Genomic DNA, 12,724 nt, shown 5'->3' on the forward strand with positions numbered 1-12,724 from the left:
CCTGGGCGGCGGCTTGCGCGTTATAGAATCGTCAATACACGTCGCCCGGGCCGCGTGCCACGACCGGTGATGCAATGAACGGGGCCTCGTTCGTCAGTTCGACTCGGACTTCTCCAATCGTAATGACCTGACCCTTCGGTGCTTTCGAACCATTAACGCGCACGAGTGACACCACATAGTCACGCGAACCGGTCGCGCCCATCTTCAAGAGCGCTTCGGTAGCGGGAAAGTCGAGCGTCGCCGAGCCATGGTGCGCGGCTCCCGCGATTTCGAACGGCCCGAGCGTGCCTATGAAATTGCGCGAGCGTACCGAATCGAGGTCGGCGTTATCCGGAAGGTTCAGATAGACGTTGTAGAAATAGCCGCCGCCGGCACCCAGCCCTGTCAGCGAGATATCGTCGAATACGATCTTTACCGACTTGTATTGGCCCGCTGATGCACTCGCAAGCGCCCGCTCCGCCGCGGACGAACCCTTCGCCGCCGCTGAATAATTTTCCGTGGTCGCGGAGAGCAGGTCCTGCACCGGCTTGGCCGAACTCGCCTCCGCCGTCACCCGCGCGCTGATCGACTCTTCCCTCAGCGCGACGCCCTTGACCCCGCCGATCGCGCGCCGGCCTGCAGCGATCGCTCGCGCAGGTGTCGCGCCGAACGACGCGATTGCAGGCCGCGAGCGAATCTGGCCCACCTGGGCCTGAACCCGGATGATGCGCGCGGCTTGCACCTGGGGCGGCAAGACGAGCGGCCGCGTGGTGTTCGCGTAGTCATACGCTAGTGTGCGACGATTGGAGTAGCAGTCCGCCTTGTTGATCGACAAGCCGGGCGCGTAATCGAACGTGCCCAGCCAGTACGGGGAACTCGGCACGGGCATGGTCCTGCCGTCGGGCAGAGACCAGGCGTGCCACAAGCGGTCGACGTTGGCGTGGTGCAGATAAAAGATCGGATCGCGCGGCGATTGCATCGACGACATCGCGTTGCCGAGGATGTTGTGCACCGGGTTATGCGGCGCCAGTTCGAACTTCTCTTCGAACGAATTCGGCGTACCTCGCTGGAAATTGACCGTGGTCGACGCGAAAGGAGACAGGTCCAGCGCGGCGTACACGTTCGTATTCAAACGCGGCACGTACAACGGATTGCCGGTGGCGGTATCGGTGAATTCGCTCGGGATGTTGGGGTTCGTGTACCAGTCCCAATACGGCAGCGCTAACGCCGAATCGCCGGAGACGATCCGCAATTGCTTCTCGAGGTGGTAAAGATAGCCCCGATGCCACGCGAGAAAGTATGGCATCCGATGCGGACAGTAGTTCACGTGCACGTTCGTCCAGTATTGCCATGAATTGGGGCTGCTGGCGTCCGTATTGGCAAGCATAGTGCGAACTGCATTGAGAAACGACGTGTATTGCGGCGTCAGCTTGAATTGCTGCCACTCGAGCCGGACATAGGGTCCCGTAGTGGCGGAAGCGAGACGAGGAAAGGCTGCTACGGAGAGTGCGGAGGCTGCTCCACCGAGAAACGTTCGTCGGTTGAGTTTCAAACTGGTCATGAATTTCTTCCCCGTTGCATAGATATACTAATAAATCGAACGCGATATGTAAGCGCCACGCATGGGTAGGCGCACCGCGCAGGCGTTATCGGCCAATGCGCGTCGCGGAACTTTACGCTCGATTTGAATCATTAGCCTTGGCGCTACAGCGTGGCGCTTGTATCTGGCACGGTGCGCAAAGCGAGATCGTGCGACCGCGCTTGTTGTACGACGAAAGTGCTTTGGGACGTATCTTCCATCGCGCGTTGTCGCACACGCGGGCGATGATATGTCAGGTGAATCGTTCGTTACGGAAGTAAATATAACATCGCGTCAGGTGGATTACGGCCACTTACGTGCCAACTCGCCACATTGGCGGACAGTAAGGAATCGGTCGGCACGAAACGGCCAAGCTGGCTGTGAAGCCCCGTTAAAAGACGGGGTGCGCGTGAGGACATCGTCGTTGCAATCGATTTCCTGAGCGGAATTGCCTTTTTTGCCAACTAATTGCGAATCATGTGCAATTGTCCATAAGAGGCGCACCGCACTGAGTCTATTTCGCAACACATTTAATTTGCATGAAGATATGGCAATTCGCGTCTATAGTCCTCCCGGCGAATTCGCAATGCATGCTTGCGAGGCTTGATTCGATGCGAGCGGCCTCATGCCTGTCAAGCCTTTCCGCGCTCGCGATACGTGAAAGTATTGTTTCCTCCACAATGAGGCGCGTGCGCATGGCTGCAATGACTTCTTACCCCGTTTTGCGTACGTCGCGCTGAGCATCGCGCGACGTCTTGCAATGTCAATGCCCCAGTTCAATCGAGGACAATTCGTATATGGCGTCATTCAAGAAGAACTTTGCGGTCTTGATGATGCTGCAGGTATCGACCTACGCGGTTCCCTTGATCACGCTCCCCCTGCTGACGCGGGTGTTGTCGCCCGAGGGCTACGGCCGCCTCGCGTTTTCGATGGCCTTCATCAATTACTTCATCGTTCTGACGAACTACGGCTTTGGTCTGACTGCCACGCCGCAGATTTCCATCAACCGAGCTAACCGCGCGGAACGTTCCCGGGTCTTCTGGGAGACGTTCATGGCGCAGACGGCCATTACCGTCGCCGGCTTCGTGCTGCTCATGGTCCTGACTTTCATCTTCCCGAGGCTTGGTGAGGATCGTGATCTTCTCATGCTCGGTTTTGGCATGGCAGTAGGGGCAATGCTGATTCCTACCTGGTATTTTCAGGGAGTGGAAGATCTGCGAGTCATCAGCTCGATCGTGTTCACCGGGCGCGTCCTGAGCGTGCCCGCGATGTATCTCCTCGTGCGTGATCGCAGCGACATCTATTGGGCGATGGGCGTGAATTCGCTCGTGCCGCTGCTCTCGGGCATCGCTATCGTTACGTACCTGTACTTCAGACGTGAACTCGATTTCGTACACACGTCCGTACGATCGATCGTGAAGGCGCTGAAGGACGGCTCGAGCGTCTTCATGGCGACCGCCATCACCGATTTCTATGCGTCGAGCAATATCGTTCTGCTCGCGCTGATTTCGGGCAACGTCGCGGCGGGCTATTTCGCGGCGGGCGACAAGCTGATCCGGGCTGCGTTAGGCATGATGAGCCCGCTCAAGACCGCGGCGTATCCGCGCATTAGTTATCTCATGCACCATTCGCGCGAAGACGCATTCGCGTTCCTGCGCAAGATGCTTGCGTTTCAGGGAACGGTCGTCGCGATCATCTCGCTAACGATCTTTCTGGGCGCACCGCTTGCCGTCAAGATTCTCTACGGACCGCAGTTCCTGCCGACGGTCGAAGTCCTGCGCTGGATGGCGTTCGTGCCGTTCATGTCGGGCATTGCGGATGTGTTCGGCGTTCAGACGATGCTGCCGCTCGGCATGAAGGCTCATTTCAGCCGCGTGCTGCTCGGGTCGGCTACGCTGAACTTCGTGCTGCTCGCCGTGCTGTCGAAGCTCTTCGCCGAGCAGGGCGCTGCGGCGACGGTGCTCGCGGTGCAGACGTGCGTCGCCATTGCGATGGCGACGACGCTCTACATGCAAGGGGTTCCGTTTCTCAAGCGGCGCGTCGCGGAGTAAGGCGGCATTTGCCGCCTAGCACCGCGCGCCGGCCGTCCTTAGACGGCCTTTTTCAAGGCGCTGTGATAGACGTCGATGTATGCGTCGACCATCGATGCGGGACTGAAACTCTTGGCGTGATTGAGCAAGCGGTCGTGCACCGTGGCGCTCTTGAGCAACTCGATGGCGTCACGAATCTTTTCGATGATCGTGTGCGGCTTTTCGATATCGAAGATGAGATGGGAATCCGGCTCGATGACTTCGGGAATGCCGCCGGTATTCGCACCGACGACCGGTACGCCATGTGAATACGCTTCGACGGTCACGCGCCCGAACGGCTCGTTCCAGATCGAAGGCACCACCAGAATGTCGATGCTGCTTAGGAAGTCGCCCGCTTTCACATGCCCGAGAAACTCCACTCGCGGATCACGATACTTGGTCTGCAGGCTCTCCATGTAACCCGCGTCGCCTTTGCCACCGATTGCTAGAGTCCAGTCGAGCGTATCGTCGGCGAGTAGCTGGTCAAGCAGAATCTCCAGTCCCTTCTCAGGCGATACGCGTCCAAGCAGCCCAAGACGCACGGCGCCCCCGCCATAACGGCGGCTGCGTTCCGTAGGCGCGGCTGAGTCCTTGAACGGCACATAGCAATTGCTGATCACCGCGGTGCGCGTGGCTTGCGGGAAATAGCCGCTATCGAGATGCTTTTGCAAGACGAAGCGGCTCACGCCTATCGCCACATCGACACGCGCCGATGCCGCCTTCTTCGGCCCCGCGTAGAGCGCGCACATCCCGCATTGACGCGTGCATGTCTTGGCATGCGAGAACATCGTGGACGTGGGGCACATCAGGTAATAGTCGCGAGCGGTATGCACGATCGGCACGCCGGCCTTGCGTGCAATACGCCAGATGTCGATCGAAAGACACGACAGGTTGCTCGTATTGATGATGTCCGGCTTCTCGCGCGCGATGATGTTTCGCAGCTTGCGCGCCATCATGACGTTATGCACGTCGATGGCATGCCACATGAGTTTGGCGACGCGCGAATGTTTCTTGGGCTGATGCGGCCAGTACAGATTGACGGAGCGCAGATGGTAGATCTTCACGCCATTCAATTCGCTGAGGCGATCGACACCCGTGCCGGTTGCGCACACGACGCAGACTTCATTGCCGGCGGCGCTTAGCCCCTCGGCCAGAATGCGCGTCGATACTTCGGCGCCTCCGACTGAATCGGGGTGGTACAGGGTGTTTGCAATTAGTATTTTCACGGCGTTCAAACTGGTTCGTGGTCTTCGATACAGGCGCCCTCGAAATGCAATTGCGATAAAGGCGTGCCGAGGGCGATGAGTGCACCGGTGCAGTCACAGCGAGAAGGCCAATCGAACGGGCCGCGATTGCGACGTTCGTGATCCTTGTTAAGCAGAGTGTAAGCCAATCCTCTGGCGTTCGGAAGACGCGAGGGGCAATGATACATGTCGTGCGCTAAGTTTCCTCTTAGGGTTGGCTATACCGCGCTCATTCAGCGGACGATCGTGCTTCGTAGTAGCGCGTAGTCTCGGGGTTGCTGCCATAGAGGATCTGCGCGAGCCTGCTGGCCGCGCGCTCCCACTTGAACTGGCTCGCATGCTTCAGGCCCATCTGGCGATGCCGTTCGCGCAGTTCGGGCTGTGTGACCATGCGTTCGATCTTGGCCGCGATGTCGTCGACAGAATTAGCGTCGCAGTACATGGCCGCGTCGCCGCATACTTCAGGAAGCGATGCCTCAGTTGACGTGATGACCGGGCAGCCGCAATACATTGCCTCGAGCGGAGGCAGGCCGAAGCCTTCGTAAAGCGAGGGGAACACGAGGCACGCAGCGTTGCCGTAGAGCGCTTTGAGTTCGCCATCGGAGACGAAGCCTGCCCATGTCACGCGCTCCGAGTCGGCCTTTTGCGCGGCGCTATCCGAGGCGAATATTCGCGGATTGGCGCCCCCCGCGACCACGAAATGGATGTTCGGAATGTGACCGAGCTTGTTGATCGCCTGTAGCACGCGCTGCAGATTCTTGCGTGGATCGAGACTGCCCACGATCACACAGTAAGAATCCTTGACGAGCGTGAGACGTGTGAGAATCGACGGATCGGCGGTGATTCGGTCCAGATGATCGGCGCCTGGCCGGATCACCTCGACCTGTGATTCATCGATGCGAAGATGATGACAGATGCGCTCCTTCGAAAAGCTGGAGACGGTAAGAATGAGCCGCGTCTGCCGGCGCAATATCGAAAATTTCATTCGATACCAAAGCAGGAATTTCTTCGAGAACGCGTGTGGCACATCGTAGACGGCCATGTCGTGAATCATCACGAGCTGACGGCGCTTGAGCAGCGGGCCGGTGTTGCAGAGGCTGATGAGCGTGTCGCGACGCGCTGCGATCGGCAGTGCGATCTGCTCCCAGAGATTGCCTTTGAGCGATCCGCCGAGACGCGCAGTCCGTGACGCGAATCCGAGGTCGGTGGCATTGCGCGGCACGATGACCTCCAGTTCGCTTGCCGACGACGCGCGCGCCTGCATGGCGCGGGTCAATTCGTAAGCGACGCGCTGAACGCCGGTGATGCGTTGTGCTGCGAACTTGCCGTTGATTGCAAACCCCATGACTTCCCCGTGTGATGCCGCTTGCTGATGATGCAGCCGGGCCGCGGCGCGGGCCGGCCGGTTGCACTTTATTCTTCGCGTGCCAGAGCTTCGCGCGGCATGCGCGAGTCGGCGTTCCATTCTTCGAGATCGAACCGGTCGACCATGTCCATCAGCACATGCAGGTCCGCGACGAGCACCGCGGACGACTTCATGTTCAATGCGTCAGCGGTGTTAATCGACTTTCGTATGCGCTCTAGTGCAAGCTGCTGTGCTTTCATGCGGTGTTCTCCAAAATCAACGAACCGCGCATGTCGCTCATGTCGACATGGCACGGTGGTGTGAGAGGGAAGAGGCGTAACGAAGAGCGGCGCCTCGGTATAAACGTCAGTTGCGCGGTTCTGCGTTACGACTTTCAATAGCGTCGGGCCCGGAGTTCTGAGCCTCGCTCCTACGTTATTTCGCGCGCGAAGTTTGTCTCTGTGCGGAAACTCACATATCGATAAGCCGCTCCAAAGTGCAAGGAGCGCAGCATGCGTGTTGGTACGGCGCATGCTTTTGCTATTTTTCTTGGCTAGGCTACAACTCCAGCTGTTCGTGCACGCCCGCTCCGCCGTCCGCGCGATATGCCGTCGGCGACATGCCATAGCGCCTGCGAAAGAGCCTTCCCAGACGGTCCCCATTGCCCATGCCGCAACGTCGCGCGATCTTGTCCACCGGCAGGTCGCTCTCGATCAGCAAGCGGCAGATTAATTCGAACCGAACGTTCATCAAATATTGCTGAGGCGTAACGCCGAACTCCGCCTTGAAGCGTCGCAGGTAGTTTCGGTTGCTCATCGCAGCGACTTCGGCGGCATCCGAGATGGAGATCGATTTGCTGAAATTCTCCTTGATCCAGCCGGCGGACGCGTGAATCTTGTCGGTGGTGGTTGTGACTGACATATCGCCCGCGGGCGCATTCGAATGCTCGAGCGGCTGCGGCTGCAACTCGCTGACGACACGCCTCGCCACATTGGGCCCGAAGTCCGCCTCGATCTTTGCAAGGGCCAGATGAACGGGCGCTTCGCAGCCGGACCACGCGGCCATCGGGATGTCCTTGAACCAATAGATGGGCACGGTCGGCGCGCGGCCCTTCGTGCCATCGGACGCACTGCGGTGCGTGTGGTCGTTGCCATCCGATATCGCGCGCTCGGACCCGAATAGCCAGGCGAGCAAATGCGGATCGTGGTCGGCCATCGCCTCGCTCTTGCTGCAGGCAACGAACAGCGCGTCGAAGTCGCCAACCGAATATTCGTGCAGGTGATGGGTCCATATCGATATCGAAGAAGATGTCGATATGTTGCCGCCGCTGCGCGATATAAGCGAAAGATGATAGGCGGGACCGGCGGCCGAGCCAGCCTGAAGTTCGTTCGCGAGACGAAACGCTTCGCTGATGACGCCGGCGTTATAGATGCAGCATTGCTCGAACAGGAGCAGTCCGATATGTCGAGCGGCTCTCGTGCAAGATTCAAGTCGCTTGCTTTGCGATGGTGCAGAGACAGTCGACATGTTCATTGGTTTCCTTCCAATTCATGCGATCCAAAGGTTGTGCGATGCATCGTAGGAAGATTCCGGCCTAGGCGAAAATCGCCGGGCGGATTCCGACAGTATTTTGGCCGATTTGGCGGCTGTTCAGTTTGCTCAAGAGTTTTGTAATATTATTAGAAATACATATACGGGCGTTATCAAATCGTAATACATTTATAAAACCTTTTCTTCGCCTATTATCTATTCTTATAACGTGCAAGATATTGGCGCATTTCGCACCAAGTTGAATAAACAAAATTGTTACTTCAGCGAAAGCCTTGTCGGGAAAGGGTTTCCTTCATATTGAAGGCGAATCCATGTAACGAATCGCGGCAATAATGACACGCTGTTTTTCATCGTGAACATATTGCCTGCCGCTGAAACAAAATGAAGGGTTTTGTTACACTCTCATTTCGCATCGCGCAATTCGGCGCCGACGCCTCACCTATTTCGGACAAGACCACGACGTTTTTGGCCGTCGGTGATTTTTGGCGAATTGGTGCGTCTATGCTTCACCGCAGCAACATTTCTTGTTGGCATAACCGTACATATCGGCCAGTTCCCCGGCGCCATAGCGCCGAGCGAACTGTTGCTGTCTCTCGCTGACCGAACCGCGGCCGGCGAGGAAGATCGTTTGTATTGCCCGCATCGCTGATCGAGCGACCGCTACGCAACGATATAGACCGGAGTGTGCAGAATGAGCTTTCAAGACGAAGCCAGCGAGGGGGCAATACTCGAGGTTTCGAATCGCGACGCAGACCCGACGAGCGGCCTTGCCATCCTTCCGCTGTGCCCGGTGATCCTGGCTGGTGGGTCGGGAACAAGGCTTTGGCCGATCTCGCGCAAGCAATTTCCGCAGCAGCTCGCAGACGTGATGGGTCCGGGCTCGCTTCTGCAAATGACGATCCAGCGTGTCGCGGGATTGTCGCGCCATCGCGCGGCGGAAGTCGCGCCCATCGTCGTGTGCGGGGACGAACACCGCTTCATGACGGCACAGCAACTCGAAGAGATCGGTGTCGGCGCGCGGCTCATCATCGAGCCGGAGAGCCGCAATACGGCACCGGCGCTTTCGCTCGCTGCGATGCTTGCTCAAAGCGGCGAAGCGGACTGCGTACTCGTTGTCATGCCGGCCGATCACCTGATTCGCGACAGCGCAGCGTTCCAGCGTGCAGTGCTGCGCGCGGCACGCTTCGCTGAGCGTGGCGCACTCGTCTCGCTTGGTGTGCTGCCGACGCGCGCGGACACGGGCTTCGGCTACGTCAAGCTGGGCGAAGCCATCGAGGACGGCGCCTACGGGATCGAGCGCTTCATCGAAAAACCAGAGATCGACGCCGCGACCGAATACTTCGCCTCCGGCGCGTACTGGTGGAACAGCGGCATCTTCGTGGTGCGCGCGAGCGTATGGCTCGACACGTTGCAGCGCCTTCAGCCTGCGATCTATGAATCGTGCAAGGCGGCCTTCGATGGCGGATGCGCGGACGGCGCGTGTTTCCTGCCCGAGCGCCAGGCCTTTGCGACCGTGCCCGACGATTCGATCGACTACGCCGTGATGGAGCATCTCTGGCGGGACGCAGGCGCGACGGGCGTCGTCGTGCCGCTAGAGACGCCGTGGTCCGACCTCGGTTCATGGAACGCAATCTGGGACGCCCACGACAAGGACGAGGACGGAAACGTCGCCAAAGGCCGCGTAGTCTTCGAAGGCGCGATGTCCTGCTACGCGCAATCGGAAGGGCGCCTCGTTGCCTGCGTTGGCGTGACGAACATCGCGGTGATCGAGACTGCGGACGCCGTGCTGGTCGCGGACCGTTCGCGCGTTCAGGAGGTGAAGAGCGTGGTTGGCCGCATCGCCGAGCAGCACAGCCCCGAAGCGGAATCGCATCGTAAGGTGTATCGGCCGTGGGGCAGCTATGACTCGATCGACAAGGGCAGCCGCTTCCAGGTCAAGCGGATCATCGTGCGCCCGGGTGCGCGGCTGTCGCTGCAGTTGCATCATCATCGCGCGGAGCATTGGACCGTCGTCAGCGGTACAGCCATAGTGACGCGCGGCGAAGAGAGTTTCATGCTTGGCGAGAATGAATCGACATACATCCCCTTGGGCGTCAAGCACCGCCTGGAGAACCCGGGCAAGGTGCCGCTCGAGATCATCGAAGTGCAGTCGGGTTCGTATCTTGGCGAAGACGACATCGTGCGTTTCGACGACACATACGGCCGCGTGAGCTGAAGCCACGCGGATCAAGCACCACGCGACAAGAGACGACGTCTCTCATCACGCGGTGGCCGAAGAAGATTGAACCAGACGGGGCAGAGTCGCCGCGTGCGTCCCATGGCAAGCGTCAGGGACGATACGGCGGCTTTCACCGTTGCCTTCGTCGGGAGGATCGTTCGAAACGTGTCAAAGATGCCACTTGGGAGCCGTTGTATTCGCACATATTCATCACGGTGACCAATAGCTGCCGGATGATCGTTCGCAAGTAGCGGCAATCCCTGTCCCATCATGCGAGATGGCTTGAGGGCAGGGGCTTTGGATCAAGAAGGTTGCGTCCGGAAAGGCGCATTTCATGTGCGCCATTTCTGTTTCGAAGACGGTAACCAATGTAAGAAAGTCAAACGATAAGCCCGCGTGGCCAGTAAAGCGCGGTTCAATGCGCATATTCACGAGAGCACACCTATGTTGAACCTACAGTCTGACCTACACGGAAATCACCTGCTACGCGCGCTGCCAGCGGACGAATGGCAAGCGCTTGCGCCCGATCTCGAACTCGTCCAACTGCGCGGGGCTCAGTTGCTGTGCCACGCGAGCCACCGCTTCAGGCACGTCTACTTCCCGACTACCGCCATCATTTCCCTGCTGCACACGATGGAAGACGGACGATCCGTCGAGATTGCCGCGGTCGGCCGCGAAGGCATGACCGGCGTGCCGGTGTTGACCGACGGCGAAACGATGCCGACGACCGTCGAAGTGCAATGTGGCGGCTCGGCGTATCGCATGGATGCGCAACTGCTGCGCGAGCACTTGCGCCGCTCGGATTTCCTGCGCCGGCTGATGATGCTTTACATGCAGGCGCTCTTTACGCAGGTTGCGCAAACCGCGGCATGCAATCGACATCACTCTTTGAGCAAGCAGCTCTGCCGCTGGCTGCTCATCGAACTCGATCGCGCTTCGTCGAACCAGTTGCAAGTCACGCAGCAGCACATTGCCGACCTGCTCGGCGTCCGCCGCGAAGGCATCACCGAAGCCGCAGGCCAGTTGCATGCGAACGGTGTCATCTATCAGACGCGCGGATGCATCAAGGTGCTTGACCGCGAAGCGCTCGAAGCACGCGCGTGCGAATGCTACGGTCTCGTCAAGGGAGAGTTCAGCCGCTTGCTGCCGACCATGCGCGCGACTGAAACGGCCTGAGGTGGTCTCAAAGGCTTTGCGCTTGATGCCCGCCTTAAACGATGATGCCCGATCACGATGTTCATCGTGATCGGGCATTCGGAGAACAGCACAAGCGATTGAGGCCTACACGCCCATCAACTGGCCCCACTGATAGTCGACAATGTCAGGCCGCATCGGAAAAACGCCAGCGCCCGGCGTGAACGTCAATTCGCCGAAATAGATCTTGTTTTCGGGTGCGTAGAGATCGACGCGTACGTATTCGAAATCTGCCGCGAGCGTCGTTGCAACCGACAGAAGCTCCTCGTAGTTCGCCGGCCGAGGCTCAGGCTTCTCGCTGCGCGGATAGTGGCCGATGGCGATGTCGAGCCGGTTCCACTCTCCGTCGTACATGTCGCCGCGCGGATGCTCGCCGAAGCGATCGGAGATCAGGGCGGTGTAGATAGTCGGCTTGATGGCGCCTCGCGAGAGGAAGCAGTGGATCTTGATGTCGGCGGGAACGATGCCGCTCGGTTCGATGAGCAGTTCCTCGAAGAAGATGCGCGGCTTGATTGTGCGGTAATGGCGTTCACGCGCGACACGATAGAAGTCGGTTACGAGCCATTGTTGCGCGAGGGTGTCCAGTTCCTCGAAGGACGTCTCCGACTTGTCGCGCACGATCTTGACGAAGCCGCTGCCGTGATTCGCCTTCATGACGAACTTTGTCGGCAGGGCGTCGAACACTTCTTGCGTGAACGCGTCGGGGTCGGCGATGAGCGGGATCAAATACTGCTCACCGACTTTGCGCCGCACGTAATCGCGCACCGTCAGCTTGTCGGTGAGATCGACGAAGCGCGGGTCCGGATACAGGCAGCGATGCAGAATTTTTTCGTTGAACGTTGTCGGAGTTCTAACGTTGGGGAAGCGACCTACCTTGTGGCGATGGGCAATGCTCAGGTACACGCTGTCGGGCAGCAGGTCCTTGGCGCCGTCGAACAGCCTCTTAGAAAACGACATCGTTGTTCTCCTTTTTTAAGGACGCATGTTTGCGTTTTGAAGGTTGTGCACGACTTTTCAGGGCATCCCCGACGGTTACAAGTCTCGCGAGGCTTGCGCGGCTGCGGATGTACCCCGATAAGACGCCATGTTCGGTGACGAGCTTTGCACGGCCTGGCCAGCTCGGCGACGTGGGACTCGGTCGAGTCGCAACTTCCTCGGCTTGCTTTCAATCGTATAACCCATTATGGGCAAGTTGTATTCCTCTGGTGGTGCGCTAACCAACAGACACGAACATAAGCTAGTCAGTCGACGAAAGAAACTCCAAAACTGCGGTACGCACAGGTGTAGTTTGCAACGGCCTTGCCAAAAAGCACGAATGAACAGTGTCAGCGGAGAGACAGAAAAAGAGGGGACGAAAAAAGGTGGAGCGCCAATGCTGGCGGCTCGATCAAGGGCATTGGCGGTTGCGGCCGGACCTTTGAACGTAACGGTGCTCAATTGCGGGTATCAACCCTTGCGATTCCATTGCGGATATCGATATGTACGCCACACCACCAAACTTAGAGGTTTTCCCTAGGAGTATAAGTTCGTACCGTTGGATTTTTT

General features: G+C 58.6%; 9 protein-coding genes. 3 read left to right on the forward strand and 6 right to left on the reverse strand.

The window, feature by feature from the left end; all coding sequences use genetic code 11:
* Positions 1-31: 31 nt before the first annotated feature.
* Positions 32-1,540 carry a tyrosinase family protein gene (locus AWB65_RS28415; protein ID WP_087670329.1) on the reverse strand — a complete coding sequence of 503 codons (1,509 nt, stop codon included), beginning with the start codon at positions 1,538-1,540 and terminating at the stop codon, positions 32-34.
* 815 nt (positions 1,541-2,355) lie between these two features.
* Between AWB65_RS28415 and AWB65_RS28420 the strand changes: the two genes are divergently transcribed.
* A complete protein-coding gene (locus AWB65_RS28420) occupies positions 2,356-3,609 on the forward strand; it encodes an oligosaccharide flippase family protein (RefSeq protein WP_087670330.1) in 1,254 nt (417 codons plus the stop codon).
* 38 nt (positions 3,610-3,647) lie between these two features.
* Here AWB65_RS28420 and AWB65_RS28425 read toward each other — a convergent pair whose 3' ends face one another.
* The 4 genes from AWB65_RS28425 to AWB65_RS28435 form a co-directional block, all read right to left on the reverse strand.
* Positions 3,648-4,853 carry a glycosyltransferase family 4 protein gene (locus tag AWB65_RS28425; protein ID WP_087656972.1) on the reverse strand — a complete coding sequence of 402 codons (1,206 nt, stop codon included), beginning with the start codon at positions 4,851-4,853 and terminating at the stop codon, positions 3,648-3,650.
* A 247-nt stretch (positions 4,854-5,100) separates the two neighbouring features.
* The gene (locus AWB65_RS28430; protein WP_087670331.1) at positions 5,101-6,216 is read right to left on the reverse strand and encodes a glycosyltransferase family 4 protein; all 1,116 of its coding nucleotides are present in this window, start codon (positions 6,214-6,216) and stop codon (positions 5,101-5,103) included.
* 68 nt (positions 6,217-6,284) lie between these two features.
* Positions 6,285-6,476 (reverse strand): hypothetical protein, encoded by a 192-nt coding sequence (locus tag AWB65_RS37120; RefSeq protein WP_235007806.1) that lies wholly within the window; start codon positions 6,474-6,476, stop codon positions 6,285-6,287.
* 298 nt (positions 6,477-6,774) lie between these two features.
* Positions 6,775-7,743, reverse strand: coding sequence for a helix-turn-helix domain-containing protein (locus tag AWB65_RS28435; protein ID WP_159907832.1), 969 nt, complete (start codon positions 7,741-7,743; stop codon positions 6,775-6,777).
* Between the two features lie 715 nt (positions 7,744-8,458).
* On the opposite strand from AWB65_RS28435, the gene AWB65_RS28440 reads away from it, so the two are divergent.
* Both AWB65_RS28440 and AWB65_RS28445 read left to right on the forward strand, forming a co-directional pair.
* A complete protein-coding gene (locus AWB65_RS28440; RefSeq protein ID WP_087670333.1) occupies positions 8,459-9,982 on the forward strand; it encodes a mannose-1-phosphate guanylyltransferase/mannose-6-phosphate isomerase in 1,524 nt (507 codons plus the stop codon).
* Positions 9,983-10,429: 447 nt separating this feature from the next.
* On the forward strand, positions 10,430-11,161 hold the full coding sequence (locus AWB65_RS28445; protein WP_087656884.1) for a Crp/Fnr family transcriptional regulator: 732 nt from the start codon (positions 10,430-10,432) through the stop codon (positions 11,159-11,161).
* A 105-nt stretch (positions 11,162-11,266) separates the two neighbouring features.
* Here AWB65_RS28445 and AWB65_RS28450 read toward each other — a convergent pair whose 3' ends face one another.
* On the reverse strand, positions 11,267-12,136 hold the full coding sequence (locus tag AWB65_RS28450) for an ATP-grasp fold amidoligase family protein (protein WP_087670334.1): 870 nt from the start codon (positions 12,134-12,136) through the stop codon (positions 11,267-11,269).
* Positions 12,137-12,724 lie beyond the last annotated feature (588 nt).

The organism is Caballeronia humi, assembly GCF_001544475.1.
GTDB classification, from domain to species: domain Bacteria; phylum Pseudomonadota; class Gammaproteobacteria; order Burkholderiales; family Burkholderiaceae; genus Caballeronia; species Caballeronia humi.

What these genes read in the sequence shown, in the direction of transcription:
- AWB65_RS28415 (WP_087670329.1), bottom strand. Translation starts at nt 1,540, where the DNA reads ATGACCAGTTTGAAACTCAACCGACGAACGTTTCTCGGTGGAGCAGCC.
- AWB65_RS28420 (WP_087670330.1), top strand. Translation starts at nt 2,356, where the DNA reads ATGGCGTCATTCAAGAAGAACTTTGCGGTCTTGATGATGCTGCAGGTA.
- AWB65_RS28430 (WP_087670331.1), bottom strand. Translation starts at nt 6,216, where the DNA reads ATGGGGTTTGCAATCAACGGCAAGTTCGCAGCACAACGCATCACCGGC.
- AWB65_RS37120 (WP_235007806.1), bottom strand. Translation starts at nt 6,476, where the DNA reads ATGAAAGCACAGCAGCTTGCACTAGAGCGCATACGAAAGTCGATTAAC.
- AWB65_RS28435 (WP_159907832.1), bottom strand. Translation starts at nt 7,743, where the DNA reads ATGTCGACTGTCTCTGCACCATCGCAAAGCAAGCGACTTGAATCTTGC.
- AWB65_RS28440 (WP_087670333.1), top strand. Translation starts at nt 8,459, where the DNA reads ATGAGCTTTCAAGACGAAGCCAGCGAGGGGGCAATACTCGAGGTTTCG.
- AWB65_RS28445 (WP_087656884.1), top strand. Translation starts at nt 10,430, where the DNA reads ATGTTGAACCTACAGTCTGACCTACACGGAAATCACCTGCTACGCGCG.
- AWB65_RS28450 (WP_087670334.1), bottom strand. Translation starts at nt 12,136, where the DNA reads ATGTCGTTTTCTAAGAGGCTGTTCGACGGCGCCAAGGACCTGCTGCCC.